The following is a 22796-nucleotide window of genomic DNA, read 5'->3' as shown; positions in this document are numbered from 1 at the left end:
AGCGCAACAACCCGGGCGGGGCGACCAAGGTCGCCCCGCTTACTGAACAGAGCAGAGCGAGAGTGGATGTGAGCAAACGAGCCTTTAACTTCTGCGCAGGCCCTGCTGCGCTTCCTGAAGCTGTCCTGCAGCGTGCCCAGGCCGAAATGCTGGACTGGCACGGCAAAGGTCTGTCGGTGATGGAGATGAGCCATCGCAGTGACGACTATGTGGCCATCGCTGAAAAGGCTGAGCAGGACCTGCGTGACCTGCTGTCCATTCCCTCCAATTACAAGGTCCTGTTCCTGCAGGGCGGCGCGAGCCAGCAGTTCGCCGAGATCCCGCTGAACCTGTTGCCGGAAACCGGCACCGCCGACTACATCGAAACCGGTATCTGGTCGAAAAAGGCCATCGAAGAAGGGCGTCGCTTCGGCAACATCAACGTGGCTGCCAGCGCCAAGCCGTTCGACTACCTGGCTATCCCCGGCCAGAACGACTGGAACCTGACCAAGAACGCCGCGTACGTCCACTACGCATCCAACGAAACCATCGGTGGCCTGCAGTTTGACTGGGTGCCCGAGACCGGTGATGTTCCGCTGGTGGTCGACATGTCGTCCGACATTCTCTCGCGCCCGATCGACGTCTCGCAGTACGGCCTGATCTACGCCGGCGCGCAGAAGAACATCGGCCCGAGCGGCCTGGTTGTAGTGATCGTGCGCGAAGACCTGCTCGGCCGCGCCCGCAGCAGTTGCCCGACCATGCTCGACTACAAGGTCTCGGCTGACAACGGCTCGATGTACAATACCCCGGCCACCTATTCCTGGTACCTCTCGGGGCTGGTCTTCGAGTGGCTCAAGGAGCAGGGCGGCGTCGAGGCCATGGAGCAGCGCAACCGCGCCAAGAAAGACCGCCTGTACGGCGTTATCGATGCCAGCGAGTTCTACACCAACCCGATCAGCGTCAACGCGCGCTCGTGGATGAACGTGCCGTTCCGCCTGGCTGACGAGCGCCTCGACAAGGCCTTCCTCGCCGGTGCCGATGCCCGTGGCCTGCTCAACCTCAAGGGTCATCGCTCGGTGGGTGGCATGCGCGCTTCGATCTACAACGCCCTGGGCCTGGATGCGGTCGACGCGCTGGTTGCCTACATGGCTGAATTCGAGAAGGAGCACGGCTGATGTCGGAGCACGAACTCAAGGCGCTGCGCGTACGCATCGACAGCCTCGACGAGAAGATCCTCGAGCTGATCAGTGATCGCGCCCGCTGCGCCCAGGAAGTCGCCAGGGTCAAGACCGCCTCGCTGGCCGAAGGCGAGAAACCGGTGTTCTACCGTCCCGAGCGTGAAGCTGCCGTGCTCAAGCGCGTCATGGAGCGCAACCCGGGCCCGCTGGGCAACGAAGAGATGGCGCGGTTGTTCCGCGAAATCATGTCGTCGTGCCTTGCTCTGGAAGAGCCGCTGAAAGTCGCTTACCTCGGCCCTGAAGGTACCTTCACCCAAGCCGCGGCGATGAAGCATTTCGGTCATGCGGTGATCAGCCGTCCGATGGCGGCGATCGACGAAGTATTCCGCGAAGTGGCTGCCGGTGCGGTCAACTTTGGCGTAGTGCCGGTGGAGAACTCCACCGAAGGTGCGGTCAGCCACACCCTCGACAGCTTCCTCGAGCACGACATGGTCATCTGTGGCGAAGTCGAGCTGCGCATTCACCATCACCTGCTGGTGGGCGAGAGCACCAAGACCGACAGCATTACCCGCATCTATTCCCATGCGCAGTCGCTGGCCCAGTGCCGCAAGTGGCTGGACGCGCATTACCCGAATGTCGAGCGCGTTGCGGTGTCGAGCAATGCCGAGGCGGCCAAGCGGGTCAAGGGTGAGTGGAATTCGGCGGCGATCGCCGGTGACATGGCGGCCAACCTGTACGGTTTGACCCGTCTGGCCGAGAAGATCGAAGACCGCCCGGACAACTCCACGCGCTTCTTGATGATCGGCAGCCAGGAAGTGCCGCCGACCGGTGACGACAAGACCTCGATCATTGTCTCGATGAGCAACAAGCCTGGTGCACTGCACGAGTTGCTGGTGCCGTTCCATGACAATGGCATCGACCTGACCCGCATCGAAACGCGTCCTTCGCGTAGCGGCAAGTGGACCTACGTGTTCTTCATCGACTTCGTTGGCCATCACCGTGATCCGCTGATCAAGGCCGTGCTGGAGAAGATCAGCCAGGACGCCGTTGCGCTGAAAGTGCTGGGCTCGTATCCGAAGGCGGTACTCTGAGGTTGCGGCTGGCCTGTGAGAATGCCGGGGCTGCTGCGCAGCCCATCGCGACACAAGGCCGCCCCCACAAGGCCCGCGCGAGACCTGTGGGAGCGGCCTTGTGTCGCGAAAGGGGCGCAAGACGCCCCCCCAGCATTCTACCGACTGGCATGATTTCATCCGGCAACACACTTGCCGTTCTGAACAGGGTTCGCACTCGTGGTTGATGTGGTAGCAAACAAATCCGCGCCGATTATCGGCCGTCTGGTGGTAGTGGGCCTCGGCCTGATCGGCGGCTCGTTCGCCAAGGGCCTGCGCGAAAGCGGCCTGTGTCGCGAAGTGGTCGGTGTCGACCTCGATGCCCCGTCGCGCAAGCAGGCGGTGGCCTTGGGTGTGGTCGACCGCTGCGAAGAAGACCTCGCTGCAGCCTGCGTCGGTGCCGACGTGATCCAGCTCGCCGTGCCGATCCTGGCCATGGAAAAGGTGCTCGCTCGCCTGGCTCGACTCGACCTCGGCAATGCCGTGATCACTGACGTCGGCAGCGCCAAGTGCAACGTCGTGCGCGCCGCCCGCGAGGTATTTGTCGAAGGCTTGTCGCGCTTCGTGCCCGGCCACCCCATCGCCGGCTCCGAGCAGAGTGGGGTAGAAGCCTCCAATGCCGCGCTGTTCCGCCGGCACAAAGTTATTCTGACGCCGCTGGCCGAGACCGACCCAGGCGCACTGGCGCTGGTTGATCGCCTGTGGCGCGCGCTGGACGCCGACGTCGAGCATATGAGCGTCGAGCGTCATGACGAAGTGCTGGCGGCTACCAGCCACCTGCCGCACCTGCTGGCCTTCGGCCTGGTCGACTCGTTGGCCAAGCGCAATGAAAACCTCGAAATCTTCCGGTACGCTGCGGGAGGCTTCCGCGATTTCACGAGAATCGCCGGCAGCGACCCGATCATGTGGCATGACATCTTCCTCGCCAACCGCGAAGCTGTCCTGCGCACACTAGATACATTTCGCAGCGACCTCGACGCCTTGCGCGACGCGGTCGATGCAGGGGACGGGCACCAATTGCTGGGTGTATTCACCCGCGCTCGGGTTGCCCGCGAGCATTTCAGTAAAATCCTGGCCCGCCGGGCCTATGTGGACGCTATGAACGCCAACGATCTGATTTTCCTGGCCCAACCTGGTGGCCGCGTGTCCGGACGGATCCGCGTTCCAGGCGACAAATCGATTTCCCATCGCTCGATCATGCTCGGCTCGCTTGCCGAAGGCACCACCGAGGTCGAAGGTTTCCTCGAAGGCGAGGACGCCCTGGCGACCTTGCAGGCCTTCCGCGACATGGGTGTGGTCATCGAAGGCCCCAACCATGGCAAGGTCACCATTCATGGTGTCGGCCTGCATGGCCTCAAGCCGCCACCGGGGCCGATCTATGTCGGCAACTCGGGCACCTCGATGCGCCTGCTGTCTGGCCTGCTGGCGGGTCAGCCGTTCGACGTGACCATGACCGGTGACGCCTCGCTGTCCAAGCGCCCGATGGGCCGTGTTGCCAATCCGCTGCGTGAAATGGGCGCCGTGGTCGAGACCGGCCCCGACGGCCGTCCGCCGCTGACCATCCGCGGTGGGCAGAAGCTCAAGGCGCTGACCTACACGCTGCCGATGGCCAGTGCCCAGGTCAAGTCGTGCCTGCTGCTGGCCGGCCTGTACGCCGAAGGCGTGACCACCGTCACCGAGCCCGCGCCGACCCGCGATCACACCGAGCGCATGCTGCGTGGTTTCGGCTACACCGTTGAGTCCAATGGCCCGGTCGCCTCGCTGCAGGCCGGTGGCACGCTGACCGCGACCCGTATCGAAGTTCCGGCGGATATCTCCTCTGCGGCGTTCTTCCTGGTTGCCGCCTCCATCGCCGAAGGCTCGGAGCTGGTCCTCGAGCACGTCGGCATCAACCCGACCCGTACCGGCGTGATCGACATCCTGCGCCTGATGGGCGGCGACATCACCCTGGAAAACCAGCGTGAAGTCGGCGGCGAGCCGGTGGCTGACCTGCGCGTGCGCGGCGCCAAGCTCAAGGGTATCGAGATTCCTGAAGAGCTGGTTCCACTGGCGATCGACGAGTTCCCGGTGCTGTTCGTGGCTGCCGCGTGTGCCGAAGGCCGGACCATCCTGCGCGGTGCCGAAGAGCTGCGCGTGAAGGAATCCGACCGTATCCAGGTGATGGCCGACGGCCTGATCACCCTGGGTGTGAAGTGCGAGCCGACCCCGGACGGCATCATCATCGAGGGCGGCCAGATTGGCGGTGGTGAAGTGCACGGTCACGGTGACCATCGCATTGCCATGGCCTTCAGCATTGCTTCGCTGCGGGCCAGTGCGCCGGTGCGTATCCATGACTGCGCCAACGTTGCGACGTCGTTCCCGAACTTCCTCGCCCTGTGCGCCGAAGTCGGCATCCGCGTTACGCAAGAGGCTCAATCGTGAATCAGCAACCTTGCGTCATCACCATCGACGGGCCGAGTGGCTCGGGCAAGGGTACCGTGGCCGGCCTGCTCGCGCGCGAGCTCGGCTGGCGTCTGCTGGATTCCGGCGCGCTCTACCGCCTGCTGGCGTTCAACGCCTCCAACCACGGCGTCGACCTGACCAACGAAGAGTTGCTCAAGGCCCTGGCCGCCCATCTGGATGTGCAGTTCATCGCGGCCGAGCCCGGTAAACTTCAGCAGATCATCCTTGAGGGTGAAGATGTCAGCAATGTCATCCGCACCGAAACGATTGGCGCCGGCGCCTCGATGGTGGCCTCGCTGCCCGCCGTGCGTGAAGCCTTGCTGCAGCGCCAGCGCGCCTTCCGCGAAGCTCCTGGGCTGATTGCCGATGGTCGCGACATGGGCACCGTGGTATTCCCGGACGCGCCGTTGAAAGTGTTCCTCACCGCCAGTGCAGAGGAGCGCGCCCGTCGCCGCTATTTGCAGTTGAAGGGCAAGGGTGAAGATGTTAGTCTGGCGAGTCTCCTGGATGAGATACGTGCACGCGATGAGCGTGACACCCAGCGTGCAGTGGCCCCGCTCAAGCCAGCGGCCGATGCGATTCAGCTGGACTCTACCGAGTTATCCATCGAGCAGGTGTTGCAACGCATCAGAAGTGAGCTCGCCCTTCGCGATCTCATTTGATGACAGGAAGGCAGGCAGGGGCACCAGTCAACGTCCTGCCGGCCTTCCTATACATAACGAAACCCACATTGTCTGGAATGTGGCTAGGGGCGTTTGTTTCGCCCGAATCTACAGGAATTAAAATGAGCGAAAGCTTTGCAGAACTCTTTGAAGAAAGCCTGAAAACCCTCAATCTTCAGCCGGGTGCGATCATCACCGGTATCGTTGTCGACATCGACGGCGACTGGGTTACCGTACACGCTGGCCTGAAGTCCGAGGGCGTCATCCCGCTCGAGCAGTTCTACAACGAAGCTGGCGAGCTGACCATCAAGGTCGGTGACGAAGTTCACGTTGCGCTGGACGCGGTCGAAGACGGCTTTGGCGAAACCAAACTGTCCCGTGAAAAAGCCAAGCGCGCCGAGTGCTGGATTGTTCTGGAAGCAGCTTTCGCCGCCGAAGAAGTGGTCAAGGGCGTTATCAACGGTAAGGTTAAAGGCGGCTTCACTGTCGACGTTAACGGTATCCGTGCGTTCCTGCCGGGCTCCCTGGTTGATGTCCGCCCAGTGCGCGACACCACCCACCTCGAAGGCAAAGAGCTGGAATTCAAGGTCATCAAGCTGGACCAGAAGCGCAACAACGTGGTTGTTTCGCGTCGCAGCGTCCTGGAAGCCGAGAACAGCGCCGAGCGCGAAGCTCTGCTGGAAACCCTGCAGGAAGGCCAGCAAGTCAAAGGTATCGTCAAGAACCTCACCGACTACGGCGCATTCGTGGACCTGGGCGGCATCGACGGCCTGCTGCACATCACCGACATGGCTTGGAAGCGTATCAAGCACCCGTCGGAAATCGTCAACGTTGGTGACGAAGTTGATGTTCGCGTTCTGAAGTTCGACCGTGAGCGCAACCGCGTTTCCCTGGGTCTGAAGCAGATGGGCGAAGATCCGTGGGTCGCTATCACTGCACGCTACCCAGAAGGTACCCGTGTACAGGCTCGCGTTACCAACCTGACCGACTACGGCTGCTTCGCTGAGCTGGAAGAAGGCGTTGAAGGTCTGGTACACGTTTCCGAAATGGACTGGACCAACAAGAACATCCACCCGTCGAAAGTCGTTCAGGTTGGCGACGAAGTGGAAGTCATGGTTCTGGACATCGACGAAGAGCGTCGTCGTATCTCCCTGGGCATCAAGCAGTGCAAGTCCAACCCATGGGAAGACTTCTCCGGCCAGTTCAACAAGGGTGACAAGATCACCGGTACCATCAAGTCGATCACCGACTTCGGTATCTTCATTGGTCTGGACGGCGGCATCGACGGTCTGGTTCACCTGTCCGACATCTCCTGGAACGAAACCGGCGAAGAAGCCGTACGTCGTTTCAAGAAGGGCGACGAGCTGGAAACCGTCATCCTGTCGGTCGACCCAGAGCGCGAGCGCATCTCCTTGGGCATCAAGCAGCTGGAAGACGATCCGTTCTCCAACTTCGTTGCTGTCAATGACAAGGGCGCTATCGTCAAGGGCATCGTGAAAGAAGTTGACGCCAAAGGCGCCATCATCACCCTGGCCGACGACATCGAAGCCACTCTGAAAGCTTCCGAAATCAGCCGTGACCGCGTTGAAGATGCGCGTAACGTTCTGAAAGAAGGCGAAGAGATCGAAGCTAAGATCATCAGCGTTGACCGCAAGTCGCGCGTTATCAGCCTGTCGATCAAATCGAAAGACGACGCTGAAGAGCGTGAAGCTATCCAGAGCCTGAAACAGGCTCCAGAAGCTGCTGCCGACACCACCATGGCTGCGCTGCTGCGCGAAGCAATGGCCAAGCAGAACTGAGTTCTGTTTGATCGGTAGAAAAAGGGCGACTTAGGTCGCCCTTTTTTATTGTCTTCAGTAATGCTTTTTGCAGCATGAAACTGCATCTCGAAGCGTGCGCGGACCCTGCGGCAACTGTCTTGCACACAACCTGAAAGTTAGCGCGATCACTGTGGGAGCGGCCTTGTGTCGCGAAATGAGGGCGCAGCCCTCACCGGCGGAATGACAACCACGCACAATCTCAATGCGGGTAATCGGCGTTTTTCCTTATCAAGCCTGCGCGTTCGTGAGCGGATTGCAGTGGGCGAACGGGTCGTATCTGGATGTGATGCTGGTGAGGGCTGCGCCCTCATTTCGCGACACAAGGCCGCTCCCACAGAGTCCGCGCCAGGTTGAGATCTAGTGCAATACAGTTGCTCCCACAGTGATCGCGCTAACTTTCAGGTTTGGTGCAAGACAGGGAGCCGTGCCCGGGCGCCGGACCGGTCCTAAAGGCGCGCGCAGCGCCCCCGGCCACGACGCCCCATCCCAGCGCAAACCCCCATTCCTGCTGCACCAATCTTGAATTTTTTTATTAAGTCAAGAACCGCCCTGTTCAAATCTCCCGGAGCGTGCTACAAACTGGTTAAGCAATGATCTAGCTGCTTGATAACGAAGGGAAAAACATGACGAAGTCCGAGTTGATCGAACGTATTGTCACCCATCAGGGCCTGCTCTCGTCCAAGGACGTCGAGCTCGCCATCAAGACCATGCTCGAGCAGATGGCCCAGTGCCTGGCTACCGGCGATCGCATCGAGATCCGCGGTTTTGGCAGCTTCTCTCTGCATTATCGAGCGCCTCGCGTGGGGCGTAATCCCAAGACTGGCCAGTCGGTGAGCCTTGAAGGCAAGTTCGTGCCGCACTTCAAACCGGGTAAAGAGCTGCGTGACCGGGTCAATGAAGAAGAGCATGAGGCCCACACCTGAATCCACTGAGGATCGAGTCCGATGCGTAATCTCAAACGCGCCCTGGCAGCGCTTTTTGTCTTGCTGCTGGCGGCGGTGGTGCTGTTCTTCGTGCTGGAAAACCAGCAGGCGGTGGCCCTCAACCTGTTTGGCTGGTCTGCACCAGCGGTGCCTGTGGCAGTGCCAGTGATCGCAGCCTTGGTGCTGGGATTGGCGGTTGGGCCGTTGCTGGGTGGCTATGCGGTGATGCGCAGCCGCCGTCGGATGCGTGCAGCGGCATAAAGGCCTGCTCGGTTTTAGGAATGTGCCTACAACCTTTTGCGAAATTGGGTCATTTTAAGCCAGGGGCGAGTATGGGGTAATGCTCCCCCCGAGATTTCCCGAGCGCCGTTTGATGGTGTACCCCTATCTGAGCCATCACGGTGGCACCCGCACGGTCACCGGCTCCTGCCATCAGCTTCATCTGCAGGATAACTGCAGCCTGCTGGTCGATTGCGGCCTGGAGCAGGGGCCGGATGCCATGGCCGGTACTCAGCATGCGCTGCCAGGCCTGAGCGTTGGTAGCGTGCAAGCGCTGATCGTTACCCATGTGCACCTTGATCATGTCGGGCGTATTCCAGCGTTGCTGGCCGCAGGCTTTCGCGGCCCGATCCTGTGCAGCGCGCCCTCTGCCAAATTACTGCCCCTGGTGCTCGAAGATGCCTACAGGCTGAGCGTCAGTCGTGACGCGGCCGAGGTCGAGCGGTACCTGGCCCTGTTGCGCAGCCTGATCGTCCCGCTGCCCTTCGAACAATGGCACGCGCTGATCGAGCGCGATGGGCTGACCTGCTCGATTCGCCTCCAACGTGCCGGGCATCTGCTTGGCTCTGCCTATGTCGAGTGCGATGTGTGGTATGCGGGGCGTCAGGCGAGCTCGCGCATTGTCTTTTCGGGTGATCTCGGTGCGCCCTGCAACCCGCTGCTGCGCCCCGTACGCCCGCCTGAGCGTGCAGACATCCTGGTGCTTGAAAGTACCTATGGGGATCGCCTGCATGCTGATCGGCACGATCGCCAGCGACGCCTTGAAGCGGTCATCGGCCGCGCCTTGCTTGACCAGGGCACGCTGTTGATTCCGGCGTTCAGCCTGGGTCGCACGCAAGAGCTGCTGTACGAAATCGAAGATATCCTCCATCGCAGGGCACTGCTCAGTGCCGATAGTGCACCGCGGGCAGAGGATCCGCTGCAGGCGCTCGACTGGTCCAGGCTGCCGATCATCCTCGACTCGCCTCTTGCGCAGCGCATCACCCAGGCCTATCGCGAACTGCATGCGCACTGGAAGCGCGAGGCGCTGCAGCGGCTTGGTACGGGGCGTACGCCGCTGGGGTTTACGCAACTGGTCAATGTCGAGAGTCATGCCAATCATCAGCGCGTGGTCAACTATCTGGCCAGCACCGGGCGTCCCGCCATTGTCCTGGCCGGCAACGGGATGTGCTCGGGCGGGCGCATCGTCAATTACCTCAAAGCCATGCTCGGCGACCCCCGGCATGAGGTGGTGTTCGTCGGGTATCAGGCGAAGGGCACTGCAGGTGCATTGATCCAGGCCAGTGCCTTTGCCAAGGTCCCGGTGCATATTGACCTGGATGGCGAGTCCCTGGCGCTGCGGGCCAAAGTCGTCACACTCGAAGGCTACTCTTCTCATGCCGACCAGCAGGGTTTGCTCGACTTTGTCCTGGGCATGGCGCAGCCGCCCAGGCAGGTGGTGCTGGTGCATGGCGAAGCCAGATCTAAACGGGTGCTAGCGCGCGCCTTGGTGAAGTCCTTTGATGACCTGGGGCAGTCTGTGCAGGTGAGTATTGCTGGCCCGGAATAACTGATCAGAGGTCATTGCCGAATGGAACATTCAGGTAATTTTTGGTTCCAAAATTTCTGAGCTATGATTCAGGCGTTGCATCAAAAAGGCGTTGAGCGGGTTGTTGATTGACCTTACCCTGTGGTGTAGAGCTTATCCAGCATGATGAGGTTGACGCATCGTGGTCCCCGGCTAGCCTGGCCGGTGCCTTGATGATGTCAGAGGGCAGAATGAGCCAAGGAAAATTAGAATAAATGCGCAATGATCGTGAGCGCCAAGACGGCAAGCCTGTAGTTGACCTGGTTGAACTGATCGAGGAACTTTGGAAGCAGAAGTGGGTGGTGGCGGTTACTACTGTGATTGTCACGTTGTTGGGCGTTGCCTACGCCTTGCTGGCTACTCCGCTGTATGAAGCAAAAGTATTCATCCAGTCGCCTTCTCAAAACGACATTGCACAGCTTAATTATGGCCGAGGTGGGGACAGCGGGTTGCCCATGCTGTCGGTCAAGACTGTTTACGAAAGCTACGTGCGCAATATTCAATCAGAATCCCTGCGTCGGCAGTTCTACCGTGATGTCTATCTGAAATCCCTGCCTGAAGATGAGCGGCGCGGCGCTCAAGATGATCTGTACGCGAGATTCAACCAGGTTGTTTCCATCCCGATCGCGGCGAAGGAAACTCCCGGACGCTTCCAGATCGTTGCTACCTCCAAAGACCCCCAACAAGCGGCAGACTGGGTGGTGCGTTATGCGCAGCTTGCAGGTGAGCGGGCCAAGAAAGAAGTGATGGCTGACGTGCGCGCCGATGCCCTGGTCAAGGCCGGCAACCTCAAGGAGCGGATCCGCTCTGCCAGGGAGGAGGCCCGCAAGGCCCGTGAGGACCGTATCGCGCGCTTGTCCGAGGCACTGATCGTGGCGCAGTCGATAGGCCTGGAGAAGCCACCTATCATTTCGGGTGGCGGCAACTCCGAGCTTTCGGCAGACATGGAAGGCTCGTTGGTCTACATGAGGGGCAGTCGCGCTATCGAGGCCGAAATCAAGAATCTGCGCGCCCGCGTCTCGGACGACCCCTTTGTCGATCACCTGCGGCAGAACGAGGAGACAATAGCCTTCTACGAAGCGCTGCAAGTAGACCCATCAGTGTTTGAGGTCTATCGCCAGGACGGTGGCTTGGATACCCCGGACAAACCGGTCAAGCCACAGAAGGTTGTCATCGTCGTCCTGAGTGCTTTGCTGGGTGGGCTGCTCGGTATCCTGATTGCGCTCTACCGCGCCTTTTTCTTCACTGGTCGTTTTTCGCGAAGTGCCAGAACGTGATTGTCGTGCCGTGCGGGCGTGGCCCGCGAGCCTGACCTCATCATCGACTTTCTTCGGCGCAGCGGGCGAGTGCAATGCATTGCCTCGCCACGACCGGGTTCAATTACATAGATGACATTATTGATGAATATTAAGCTGGCAATTATTGGTTTGGGTTATGTGGGCCTGCCCCTGGCAGTCGAGTTCGGCAAGCGCCGCGAGGTGGTTGGCTTCGACATCAACCAGGCGCGGATCAGCGCACTGGTGGCGGGCCACGATGCGACACAGGAAGTCAGTACCGAAGAGCTGGCGCAGGCCAATTTGCTCAGCTACAGCGCAAACGTCGAAGACCTGCGTAGCTGTAACGTGTTCATCGTCACCGTTCCCACGCCCATTGACGAGTACAAGCAACCCGACCTGACCCCCCTGGTGAAGGCATCGGAAACCATCGGCCGGGTGTTGAAGGCCGGTGATATCGTCGTCTACGAGTCGACGGTGTATCCAGGGGCGACCGAAGAGGTGTGCGTACCAGTGCTCGAGCGCGTTTCCGGGCTCACGTTCAACCAGGATTTCTTTGCCGGCTATAGCCCGGAGCGAATCAATCCGGGTGATAAAGAGCACCGGGTGACGACGATCAAGAAGGTCACCGCCGGTTCGACCGAGGCGATTGCCGAGGTGGTCGATGCCCTGTATCGCGAGATCATCATTGCAGGTACCCACAAGGCGGCGAGCATCAAGATTGCCGAAGCTGCCAAGGTGATTGAAAACACCCAGCGTGATTTGAACATTGCCCTGATAAACGAGCTGGCGATCATCTTCAACCGTCTCGGTATCGATACCGAGGCAGTCCTGGAGGCCGCGGGTACCAAGTGGAACTTCCTGCCGTTTCGCCCCGGCCTGGTCGGTGGGCACTGTATCGGCGTCGACCCGTACTACCTTACACACAAGGCACAGGCCATCGGTTATCACCCGGAAATCATCCTGGCCGGCCGCCGCCTGAACGATGGCATGGGTCGCTACGTCGCCTCGCAACTGGTCAAGGCAATGCTCAAGCGGCGCTTGCAGGTCGAGGGCGCGCGGGTGCTGGTCATGGGCCTGACCTTCAAGGAAAACTGCCCAGACCTGCGCAATACGCGGATCGTGGACGTGATTGCCGAGTTGAGCGAGTACGGCATTGCCGTCGATGTATTCGACCCTTGGGTCGATGCCGCCGAGGCCCAGCATGAGTATGCCATCACGCCAGTAGCCGCCCCTCAAGCCGGCAGCTACGACGGCATCGTCATCGCCGTGGCTCACCAGCAGTTCAAGGCGCTCGGCGAGGCTGCCATTCGCGCCTACGGCAAGCCTGACCACGTGCTCTACGATCTCAAGTACCTGCTGGACGCAAAGAGCTCTGATATTCGCCTGTGATCGACGGGGCATCAGGTTCGGCAACTATTGCAAGTTTGGATGAAAAAATGACGGCATATGAAGTACTTCAGCAAGCGCTTCCACAGGCTCCCAAGCGGTGGCTGATCACCGGTGTAGCAGGGTTTATCGGGTCTAACCTGCTTGAGCATCTGCTTCTGCTCGACCAGACGGTGGTGGGCCTGGACAACTTTGCCACCGGCCACCAGCGCAACCTTGACGAGGTCAAGGCGAACGTTTCTGCGCAGCAATGGAGCCGTTTCAATTTTATCCAGGGTGATATCCGCAACCTGGATGACTGCCATGTGGCCTGCCGCGATGTGGACTATGTCTTGCACCAGGCAGCATTGGGCTCGGTGCCGCGTTCGTTGAACGACCCGATTACCACCAATGCGACCAACGTCGACGGTTTCCTGAACATGTTGGTTGCCGCCCGTGATGCGGCGGTGAAGAGTTTCACCTATGCAGCGAGCAGTTCGACCTACGGTGACCACCCGGGCTTGCCAAAAGTGGAAGATGTCATCGGTAAGCCGTTGTCGCCGTATGCGGTGACCAAGTATGTCAACGAGCTGTACGCCGATGTCTTCTTCAAGTCGTATGGCTTCAACAGTGTCGGCTTGCGCTACTTCAACGTCTTCGGCCGTCGGCAAGATCCCGAAGGGGCCTACGCGGCAGTCATTCCCAAGTGGCTCGCCTCGATGATCAGTGCAGATGACCTCTTCATCAATGGCGACGGTGAGACCAGCCGCGACTTCTGTTTCATTGAAAACGTGGTGCAGATGAACCTGCTGGCGGCGACCACTGCCGACCCTGCGGCGGTCAATCAGATCTACAACGTGGCGGTCAGTGGCCGTACCACGCTCAACCAGTTGTTCGAGGCGCTGCGCGAGGGTTTGCAAGAGAACGGCGTCGTCTATGCCAAGGCACCGGTATATCGCGATTTTCGCGCGGGCGATGTGCGACATTCTCAGGCGGATATTTCCAAGGCGCAGAAGCTGCTCGGTTATGCACCGCGTTACGACGTCATGGGTGGTATCTCCAAGGCCATGCCCTGGTACATCAATTTCCTGGCCTGACGGCCAGTCCTTTGCGATGTTCTGAAATAGCGTTTGGCTTGAGCCCGTTGAGGCCGCTGCGCCAACCTTTTGCGACACGAGGCCGCTCCCACAAGGAGCGGCGTCGTCTTCAAGGGGACGCAGCAGCCCCAGCCAGGCGGCCATTGGTGTGAGAGGAAGCAGTGCATTACAAGAATATCGTGTGGAATCTGCTCGGCTTGGGCCTGCCGCTGATCATCGCTGCACTGACCGTTCCGGGATTGATTTCAATTGTAGGGACTGAGCGTTTTGGTCTTCTTGCACTCGCCTGGGGTTTGATCGGCTATGCCGGCGCGCTCGACCTGGGCATCGGCCGGGCCTTGACCCAGCGTATCGCCTCGCTCCGTGATGGGCCGCAGGCGGCAATCATCGCCGATGTCATCGCGACGGCGGTCACCCTGACCTCTGTGGTCGGTATCGTCGGTTTTGTGGCAATTGCACTGGGATCGGCTGCCGGCTTGCAGCAGTTCATCCCTCGGCAAAGCATACCCGCCTCGGAGATCACCTTTTCGCTGTTGCTGCTGGCGTTTGCACTGCCCATGCAGGCAGTGAGTGCAACCTACCGCGGGGTGAACGAGGCCTACCTGAATTTCAGGGGCATCAGCCTGTTGCGCATTGGCCTGGGTGTTGCCAACTTCGGCGGGCCATACCTGGTCGCGCAATTTACCCATGAACTGCAGTGGCTGGTGTCGACCCTGGTGATTTCGCGGGCAGTGGCGCTGCTCATCTACCGCATCAACGCCAAGGCATGCCTGCAAGGGCAGGGGCCTGGCCGTTATGTCAAGGAACAAGCCATCCAACTGCTGCGCTTTGGCGGCTGGGTAACGGTCAGTAGCGTCGTCAGTCCATTCCTGGTGCAGGCCGACCGCTTCTTCGTCGGTTTCCTGTTGTCTGCCGCAGCGGTGACCGCCTATGTGATCCCCTACGAGATTACCGTGCAGGCGATGATCCTGGTCGGCGCGGTGACCACCGTGGCGTTTCCGGCGATTGCCGGCCTGATGCAACAGGGGGTGGACAAGGCGTGGACGCTGTTCCGCACCTGGACGCTGCGGGTAGCTGCGATGATGCTGGTCATCATGAGTGCCATGGCGCTGTTGATGCCAATCGTGCTCAACCTGTGGGTCGGTGAATACGTCAACGCCGAGTCGGTGGCGGTGGGCCGGATCTTGTGCGCGGGGGTGTTCCTGAACGGCGTCGGGGCCATGCTGTACGCCTTTTTGCATGCCCAGGGCCGGACCAGGATCACGGCGATCTTCCACCTCATCGAACTGCCGTTGTTCGTCGGCGCCTTGTATTGGCTGATTCAGGACCTGGGAGTCATCGGCGCTGCGCTCGCCTGGCTGCTACGCACGCTGCTGGATACGCTATTACTGAGTTGGGCAGTGTGGCAGGCGAAGGGCGATAGAGGCTTGGTCAATGTCGTTGAATGACTTTGCCCAGCGCGTGGCAGGCTTGATCCTGCTGCTGTCGCTGGTGTTTCCAACGAGCTTTACCGCATTCAAGACGGTGGCCCTGCTGCTGCCCCTGGGCTGCCTGGTATTGGGCGGTGGGCTGGTTGGCAAGGTTGATTCGCGCTTGTTCTGGGCGGCGTTGCTGTTCTCGTTCATCGGCTTGGGCTGGTCGTTCTACGGCGCGCTGCTGGGCAACCCCGGCGCGTTGCGCGTGCTCACCGTGATGGTGGTGTACCCGACGCTGTTTACCATCCTGGCGATGCTCTACCAGGGTAACAGCGATGGCCTGGAGCGCCTGATGGTTACCGCGGGGCTGCTGATCGTGCTGATTGACCTGGGCTTTGTCGTGGGCGAGATCGTGCTGCCTGGCAACCCGTTGGGCGTAACCTTGCGGGCGCTCTACGCAGACGAGGCCGTGGTCGATTACGGTTCGGGGTACTTGAAGTTCACCTTGCCCAACGTCTCCAGCGTGATCTTCCTGCTGTCGTTCATGTTCTGCCGAATCATTTGCCAGCGTATCAGCCTGGCAGGGCTGATCACCTTCCTCGGCCTGCTGCTGGTGGTCATGTTGTCCGGCCGACGGGTCATCCTCGTGACCGCCGTACTGGGGCCGCTGATTGCCTATTGCATGAGCTTGGGCGCTCCAGGTGGACGCGGGCTGGCGGTATTCAAGGTCAGCCTGTTTGTCGGCGGCGCGATCGGGCTAGCCTTGGTTGTGTACTCGTTGTGGCCTGATTATATCTACGAGCGGGTATCGTCGATTTTTGACTTCGGCGCCGATGCGAGCAACTCGGAGCGGGCGGTTCAGTTCGGTGCGCTGATGGACGGGATTGTCGCGCACCCGTTCTGGGGCTCGGGGGCCGGTGCTGTCGCCAGTTATATTCGCTCTGAAGAAATGCCTTGGGCGTACGAGTTGTTCTATGTGTCGCTGGTATTTCAGTACGGCGTGTTCGGCTTCTCGATCTATGCCGTGGGGGTGGTCTCGCTCATGGTATTTCTGGCCCAGGAAGTACGCCGCAAAGGGCGCGAGAGCTTTGAGTTTTATTATCTGTGCGGGTTGGTTTCGTTTTTGCTGGCGACGGCGACCAACCCGTACTTGGCGAAATTCGATTACATGTGGGTTTTATTCGTGCCCGTGGCCTTGCTGAATCACCGGCTGGTAAATAGCGTCAACAGGAATTTGGCTCATGGACATTGATGTAGTTATCGTCAACTGGAATTCGGGCAAGCAGATTCGCGACTGTATCGCGTCGCTGCAAGCCAGTATCGCCGCGGGCCAAGTCCGGGTCATCGTGGTCGACAACGGGTCCACCGACGGCTCTGAGCAAGGGCTGGAGCAGGAAGGCGTCAGCGTGCTGCGCACCGGTGCCAACCTTGGTTTTGCGCGTGCCTGCAACCTGGGCGCGGCCGAGGGCAGTTCACCTTTCGTGCTGTTCCTCAATCCTGATGCAGCGGTGTATCCGGGCACCCTCGACTACGTGTTGGGGTACATGCGTGACCCGCACAACGCTCAGGTCGGCGTATGCGGAGTACAGCTGGAAGAGGAGAGCGGCCATGTTGCCCGCAGTTGCACGCGCTTGCCGACCACGGCCAGTTTCCTTGCACATGCGGTGGGCCTTGACCGGATCCAGCCGCGGCTGGGCTTCTTCATGGCTGAGTGGGCGCACGACAACGACCGTACGGTCGATCATGTGATTGGCGCCTTCTACCTGATCCGCCGCGAGCTGTTCGATCGGCTGCAAGGGTTTGACGAGCGTTTTTTTGTCTACCTCGAAGACCTCGACTTGTCCAAACGGGTCAAGGACCAAGGCTATCGCATCGAGTTTCTGACCAAGGTCAAGGCGTTCCACAAAGGCGGCGGCACCTCGGACCAGGTCAAGGCACGCAGGCTCTTCTACTCACTGCGTAGCCGCATTCTGTATGCCTTCAAGCACCTTGGGCGGGCCTCTGCCAGCGCAGTGCTGCTGGCCACGGTAGTGCCCGAGCCGATCCTGCGCGTGGGCCTGGCGCTGGTCAAGCGCAAGGGCGTCGGCGAGACGCTGCAAGCCTATCGGCTGTTGTTCGGTTGGCTGGGTGAGTGGTTGCGCACGGGCAAGACCCGATGAAAAAAATCCTCATCCTGAGCAAATACACGCGCATGGGGGCGAGCAGCCGCCTGCGGATTCTGCAGTTCCTGCCGGCGCTGCAGGCCAGTGGTGTCGAGGTCGAAGTCAGCGAGTTCTTCGGTGAGGACTACCTCAATGACCTGTACCGCTCATCCAAACGTTCACCCTTGAAGTTGCTGGGTTATTACCTGAAACGTGTGCTGGTCTTGTTGCGCGCGCGCAAGTACGACGCGGTCTGGATCGAAAAAGAACTGTTTCCGATGCTGCCGGCGGTGTTCGAGCGCGGGCTGCGGGCGGTGGGTGTGAAATACCTGGTCGATTACGACGACGCGGTTTTTCACAACTATGACCTGTCGACCAATCGATGGGTACGGCGCCTGCTGGGCAGCAAGATCGACGACGTCATGCGCGCGTCGAGCATCGTCGTTGCTGGCAATGAGTACCTGGCTGAGCGAGCGAGGCGTGCCGGTGCTGCGCGCGTCGAGATCATTCCAACCGTGGTCGATCACAGCCGCTATCAAGTGTGCCGTCGGCCCGAAGGGCAACAGCGGGTGATCGGCTGGATCGGCTCGCCATCGACCCAGAAGTACGTGGTCAGTATCCATGCCGCGCTGCTCGAGGCGTGCACGCGCTATGGTGCCAAGCTCATGCTGGTGGGCGCGACTGCCGATATCGTCGCTCAGCTACCGGGCATCGAGGTTGAAACCCTCCCCTGGAGTGAGGATAGTGAAGCTCGGCTGATCGAGCAGATGGACATCGGCATCATGCCGTTGATCGACGGTCCGTGGGAAAAGGGCAAGTGTGGTTACAAACTCATCCAGTACATGGCCTGTGGCGTACCGGTTGTGGCATCGCCGGTCGGGGTCAACGTGGAGATTGTTGCCGCCAACCACTGCGGTTTGCTCGCCAGCCAGCACCAGGAATGGCTGGCGGCGTTGTGCCAGTTGCTGGCCTCGCCTGAAGAGCGAGGCCGCCTGGGCGGTGCCGGCCGGCATGCGGTCGAAACCCGGTACTCGTTGCAGGCCCAGGCGCCGGTGCTCGAGAAACTCCTGAAAAGCCTGACAGGCTCATGATCATGAGCTTGCAACGCCGAATTCATAAGGTGCGCGTCAATGTGTGGAATTGCTGGATTTTTTAGCCCTGGTCTGCGGGATGCGCAGGCGCTTATCGGGCGAATGACGACTGAAATTACCCACCGCGGGCCTGATGATGCTGGCTACTGGGGGGACGAAGCGCTTGGCCTGGCCCTTGGCCATCGCCGTCTGGCGATTCTCGACCTGTCGCCGGCTGGCCATCAGCCCATGGCCTCTGCGTGCGACCGCTACGTGATTGTCTACAACGGCGAGGTGTATAACCACCTGGCGCTGCGGGCCGAGCTCGAGGCGCAGGGGCATGCACCTGCCTGGCGTGGACATTCCGATACCGAGACGCTGCTGGCCGGTATCGCGGCGTGGGGCCTGGACAAGACGCTGCAGCAAGCGGTCGGCATGTTCGCCATCGCCCTGTGGGATCGCCTCGAGCAGACCCTCAGCCTGGCTCGCGACCGCTTCGGCGAGAAGCCGTTGTACTACGGCTGGCAGGGCAGCAGTCTGCTGTTCGCCTCCGAGCTCAAGGCCCTCAAGTGCCATCCGGCGGCGACCCGCGAAATCGACCGCGATGCCCTGACGCTGCTCCTTCGGCACAACTGCATCCCCGCGCCGTACAGTATCTACAAGGGCATCCACAAGCTGCGCGCCGGCCACTATATCCAGTTTCCGCTCGGCCAGCCTGACGCTGCCCGGCAGGCGCAGCCACGCCAGTACTGGTCGCTCAACGAGGTGGTCGAGAACGGCCTGCGCAACCCGTTCCAGGGCTCTTTCGAAGAGGCCACCGACCTCCTCGAGCAGCAGTTGTCGGCCACGGTGGGCAGGCAGATGCTGTCGGACGTGCCACTGGGCGCCTTCCTCAGTGGCGGCGTAGACAGCAGTACGGTTGTTGCTTTGATGCAGGCGCAAAGCCAACAGCCGGTGCGTACATTCACCATCGGCTTCGGCGAGACCGCCTACAACGAGGCGGAGTATGCCAAGGAAGTAGCGCGCCACCTGGGCACCGATCACACCGAGCTGTATGTCACGCCCAAGGACGCCCAGGACGTGATTCCACGGCTCGCCTCGATCTATTGCGAGCCGTTCAGCGACAGCTCGCAGATCCCGACCTTCCTCGTCAGCCAGCTGGCCAGCGCGCATGTGCGGGTTGCCCTGAGCGGTGACGGCGGTGACGAACTGTTCGGTGGCTATAACCGCTACCTGATGGGCAACAAGGTCTGGAGCCGGCTGTCGCGGCTGCCGGCGGTGGCGCGCAAGGGGGCCTCGCTGGCCTTGCGGGCGTTGTCGCCAGCACAGTGGGATCAGGTCTACGGGATGCTCAAGCCGGCCATACCGGCGCGCATGCAGATTGCCACCCCGGGCGACAAGGCGCACAAGCTGGCCGGCCTGCTCGGCCTGTCGGATCAGCGCGCGTTTTTCCGCACCTTGACCAGCCACTGGCAAGACCCGGCCAGCCTGATCATCGGCGCAGTCGAGCCCGAGACCTTGCTCAGCGCCAGCGCGCAGTGGCCGAGCACCGATCACTTCGCGCATACCATGATGGCAATGGATGCCCAGACCTACATGACCGACGACATCCTGGTCAAAGTCGATCGCGCCGCCATGGCCGTCAGCCTTGAGAGCCGCGTACCGATGCTCGATCCGCGGGTTGCCGAACTGGCCTGGAGCCTGCCGCTCGACTACAAGATTCATCAAGGCAAGGGCAAGCGGGTACTGCGCGAGGTGCTCTACCGGCACGTCCCGCGCGAATTGATCGAGCGTCCCAAGCAGGGCTTCGGCCTGCCGCTCGACAGCTGGCTCAGAGGCCCTCTGCGCGAATGGGCGACAGCCCAGCTCGACCCCACCCGGTTACGCCAGGAAGGGATCTTCCACCCCGAGCCGATTACCCAGATGTGGAACGAACACCTGAGTGGTCGCCGTAACTGGCAGCACCACTTGTGGAACGTCCTCATGTTCCAGGCCTGGTATGCAGAGCATTGAAACGATGAAATTTCTGTTGATCGCGAGTCATCCCGACTCACTGCTGAACTTCCGTGGGCCGCTGCTCGATGCGCTGCGCGCCAGTGGCCTGCAGGTGCATGTTGCCGCGCCTGACCTGGCTGCGGGCAGCACGGTGCGGGCGGTGCTCGAGGCCAAGGGCATTACCGTGCATGATATCGCCCTGCAGCGGGTAGGCCTGAACCCACTGACCGACTTGCGCTCGCTGTTGCAGCTTTGGCGTCTGATGCGCCAGATCCGCCCCTCCCATGTCATGGGATATACGGTCAAGCCGGTGGTGTACGGATCGATTGCCGCCTGGCTGGCGCGGGTGCCGCAGCGCTTTGCCCTGATCACAGGCCTGGGCTATGCGTTTCAGGAGCCTGAGCAGAAAGGCAAGCGCGGCCTGGTGCGCAGGGTAGTGCAGACGCTCTATGCGGTTGCGTTGCGCTGCACGCACAAGGTGTTTTTCCAGAACCCGGACGATGAAGCGCTGTTCCGCTCGCTGAAGCTGCTCCCGCCACAGGTGCCCTCGTGCGTGGTCAACGGCTCTGGCGTGGATGTCGCTTCGTTTGCGGTGGCGCCGTTGCCGGACAGCCCGCGTTTTCTGTTGATCGCCCGCTTGTTGGGCGACAAGGGCGTGCGCGAGTACGCGGCAGCCGCGCAGCGCATGCGCGAGCAGTACCCACAGGCAAGTTTTGCGCTGGTCGGCTGGATTGACGACAATCCCGACGCTATTGCCCAGCACGAGCTGGACCGCTGGGTTGCCGAGGGCTCCCTGGAGTACCTCGGGCGCCTTGGCGACGTGCGTCCAGCGATCGAGGGCTGTAGTGTCTACGTCCTGCCGTCTTATCGAGAAGGCACCCCGCGAACTGTGCTCGAAGCCATGGCGATGGGCCGCCCGATCATCACCACCGATGCCCCCGGCTGCCGCGAAACGGTGGTGCCGGAAGACAACGGCATGCTGGTGGCCGTGAAGAGCGTCGAACAACTGGTCGAGGCGATGACCCGATTTGTGCTCGAACCCGAACTGACCTCGCGCATGGGGCGCAGGTCCAGGGAGATGGCCGCACAGCGCTATGACGTACACTCGGTGAACGCGGTCATGCTCGCTGAAATGGGCATTGCGCCCGGCGCGCGCTGAACACGCCTGCAGGCGTTTTTATATTTCTACTGGCCAGCCACCCCAGCAGGGTGGTGCGGCCGTACTACTGTCCAGTAAACAGGTGCATATCGTGTTGAACACTCCTTTTTCGCCATGGCCCTCGTTCTCGACGCAAGAAGCCGACGCGGTGCGTGATGTCCTGCTGTCCAACCGGGTCAACTACTGGACGGGGGAGGCTGGGCGAAAATTCGAGCAGGCCTTTGCCGCGTATGCCGACTGCGCGCACGCCGTCGCCGTGACCAACGGCACCGTGGCCCTCGACCTGGCGCTGAAGGCTCTGGGCATCGGCGCGGGTGACGAGGTAGTGGTGACGCCGCGCACGTTCCTCGCATCGGTCTCGAGCATCGTCAATGCCGGTGCTATCCCGGTGTTTGCCGAGGTCGACCGTGACTCGCAGAACATCACGGCAGAGACCATCAGCAAGGTCCTGAGCCCACGCACCCGTGCGGTGATCTGCGTCCACCTGGCTGGCTGGCCATGTGACATGGACCCGATCATGGCATTGGCCGCCGCCCACGACCTGAAGGTGATCGAGGACTGTGCGCAAGCTCACGGTGCACGCTACAAAGGTCGCGCGGTGGGTTCCATCGGCCATGTCGGCGCCTGGTCGTTCTGCCAGGACAAGATCATGACCACTGGCGGCGAGGGTGGCATCGTCACCACCAATGACTCCGAGTTGTGGAAGCGCATGTGGTCGTACAAGGATCACGGCAAAAGCTGGGACGCGGTGTATGAGCGCCAGCACGCGCCAGGCTTCCGTTGGCTGCACGAAAGCTTCGGCACCAACTGGCGGATGCTGGAAATGCAGGCCGTGATCGGCTCGATCCAGCTCGGGCTGATGCCGGAGTGGCACGCCAGCCGCCTGCGCAACGCCGGCCAGATCTGGGAGTGCGCGGCCAGCCTGCCAGGCCTGCGGGTGCCGGCGGTGCCTGGCGACTGCGAACACGCTGCCTACAAGTGCTATGTATTTGTCGAACCGGGCAAACTGGCGGCCGGTTGGGATCGTGACCGGATCCTCCACGAAATTGCCCAACGCGGTGTGCCGGCGTTCTCCGGTTCCTGCTCCGAGGTCTACCTGGAAAAAGCCTTCGACGGTACCGGCTGGCGCCCTGAGCAGCGCCTGGTCATTGCCCGCGAGCTGGGCGAGACCAGCCTGATGTTCCTGGTGCATCCGACCCTGACCGAGGCCGAAATGCGCAAGACCTGCGAGGTACTGCAGGACGTAATGGCCCAGGCGACGGCGTAAGTCCGGCCGGGCCTTCTGTATAAGCGTACGTCTGCGGTTGTGGCCAGTGAA

The 22796-nt window shown here is 61.1% G+C and carries 18 protein-coding genes; all 18 read left to right on the top strand.

Annotated features, from left to right (window positions below; genetic code table 11):
- Positions 1-68 precede the first annotated feature (68 nt).
- On the top strand, positions 69-1154 hold the full coding sequence (gene serC, locus J3B00_RS22300; RefSeq protein ID WP_209872053.1) for a 3-phosphoserine/phosphohydroxythreonine transaminase: 1086 nt from the start codon (positions 69-71) through the stop codon (positions 1152-1154).
- Positions 1154-2248 (top strand): prephenate dehydratase, encoded by a 1095-nt coding sequence (gene pheA, locus J3B00_RS22295; protein WP_209872050.1) that lies wholly within the window; start codon positions 1154-1156, stop codon positions 2246-2248. Before serC ends, pheA begins: the two co-directional genes overlap by 1 nt.
- 231 nt (positions 2249-2479) lie before the next feature.
- Positions 2480-4687: a bifunctional prephenate dehydrogenase/3-phosphoshikimate 1-carboxyvinyltransferase gene (locus J3B00_RS22290; RefSeq protein ID WP_348635986.1), complete on the top strand. Its 2208-nt coding sequence runs from the start codon at positions 2480-2482 to the stop codon at positions 4685-4687.
- Positions 4684-5370, top strand: a complete 687-nt coding sequence (gene cmk, locus J3B00_RS22285; RefSeq protein ID WP_209872043.1) for a (d)CMP kinase — start codon at positions 4684-4686, stop codon at positions 5368-5370. Before J3B00_RS22290 ends, cmk begins: the two co-directional genes overlap by 4 nt.
- 122 nt (positions 5371-5492) lie before the next feature.
- Positions 5493-7169, top strand: coding sequence for a 30S ribosomal protein S1 (gene rpsA, locus J3B00_RS22280; protein ID WP_119139742.1), 1677 nt, complete (start codon positions 5493-5495; stop codon positions 7167-7169).
- Between the two features lie 644 nt (positions 7170-7813).
- Positions 7814-8113: an integration host factor subunit beta gene (gene ihfB, locus J3B00_RS22275; RefSeq protein WP_119139744.1), complete on the top strand. Its 300-nt coding sequence runs from the start codon at positions 7814-7816 to the stop codon at positions 8111-8113.
- Positions 8114-8134: 21 nt separating this feature from the next.
- Positions 8135-8374 carry a lipopolysaccharide assembly protein LapA domain-containing protein gene (locus J3B00_RS22270; protein WP_209872040.1) on the top strand — a complete coding sequence of 80 codons (240 nt, stop codon included), beginning with the start codon at positions 8135-8137 and terminating at the stop codon, positions 8372-8374.
- Between the two features lie 112 nt (positions 8375-8486).
- Positions 8487-9941 (top strand): MBL fold metallo-hydrolase, encoded by a 1455-nt coding sequence (locus tag J3B00_RS22265; protein WP_209872037.1) that lies wholly within the window; start codon positions 8487-8489, stop codon positions 9939-9941.
- Positions 9942-10174: 233 nt separating this feature from the next.
- A complete protein-coding gene (locus tag J3B00_RS22260) occupies positions 10175-11236 on the top strand; it encodes a Wzz/FepE/Etk N-terminal domain-containing protein (protein ID WP_209872034.1) in 1062 nt (353 codons plus the stop codon).
- A gap of 111 nt (positions 11237-11347) precedes the next feature.
- Entirely contained in the window at positions 11348-12625 is a 1278-nt protein-coding gene (gene tviB / locus J3B00_RS22255; RefSeq protein WP_209872031.1) for a Vi polysaccharide biosynthesis UDP-N-acetylglucosamine C-6 dehydrogenase TviB, read from the top strand.
- Positions 12626-12672: 47 nt separating this feature from the next.
- Positions 12673-13698 carry an NAD-dependent epimerase/dehydratase family protein gene (locus J3B00_RS22250; protein ID WP_209872028.1) on the top strand — a complete coding sequence of 342 codons (1026 nt, stop codon included), beginning with the start codon at positions 12673-12675 and terminating at the stop codon, positions 13696-13698.
- Between the two features lie 161 nt (positions 13699-13859).
- Entirely contained in the window at positions 13860-15146 is a 1287-nt protein-coding gene (locus J3B00_RS22245; RefSeq protein WP_209872025.1) for an oligosaccharide flippase family protein, read from the top strand.
- Entirely contained in the window at positions 15133-16365 is a 1233-nt protein-coding gene (locus J3B00_RS22240) for a hypothetical protein (RefSeq protein ID WP_209872022.1), read from the top strand. The genes J3B00_RS22245 and J3B00_RS22240 overlap by 14 nt, the downstream gene beginning before the upstream one ends.
- A complete protein-coding gene (locus J3B00_RS22235) occupies positions 16355-17272 on the top strand; it encodes a glycosyltransferase family 2 protein (RefSeq protein WP_209872019.1) in 918 nt (305 codons plus the stop codon). Before J3B00_RS22240 ends, J3B00_RS22235 begins: the two co-directional genes overlap by 11 nt.
- The gene (locus J3B00_RS22230; protein WP_209872016.1) at positions 17269-18345 is read left to right on the top strand and encodes a glycosyltransferase family 4 protein; all 1077 of its coding nucleotides are present in this window, start codon (positions 17269-17271) and stop codon (positions 18343-18345) included. Before J3B00_RS22235 ends, J3B00_RS22230 begins: the two co-directional genes overlap by 4 nt.
- 39 nt (positions 18346-18384) lie before the next feature.
- Complete coding sequence (gene asnB / locus J3B00_RS22225; RefSeq protein ID WP_209872013.1) at positions 18385-20337, top strand: asparagine synthase (glutamine-hydrolyzing); 1953 nt, start codon at positions 18385-18387, stop codon at positions 20335-20337.
- 4 nt (positions 20338-20341) lie between these two features.
- Positions 20342-21478 (top strand): glycosyltransferase family 4 protein, encoded by a 1137-nt coding sequence (locus J3B00_RS22220; RefSeq protein ID WP_209872011.1) that lies wholly within the window; start codon positions 20342-20344, stop codon positions 21476-21478.
- A gap of 91 nt (positions 21479-21569) precedes the next feature.
- Positions 21570-22745, top strand: coding sequence for a DegT/DnrJ/EryC1/StrS aminotransferase family protein (locus J3B00_RS22215; RefSeq protein ID WP_209872008.1), 1176 nt, complete (start codon positions 21570-21572; stop codon positions 22743-22745).
- The last annotated feature ends 51 nt before the right edge of the window (positions 22746-22796 follow it).

The sequence above is a fragment of the Pseudomonas sp. BP8 genome, assembly GCF_017875955.1.
Lineage (GTDB): Bacteria > Pseudomonadota > Gammaproteobacteria > Pseudomonadales > Pseudomonadaceae > Aquipseudomonas.
The sequence above is the reverse complement of the archived record's forward strand: the minus strand, read 5'-3'. Positions and strand labels throughout refer to the sequence as shown.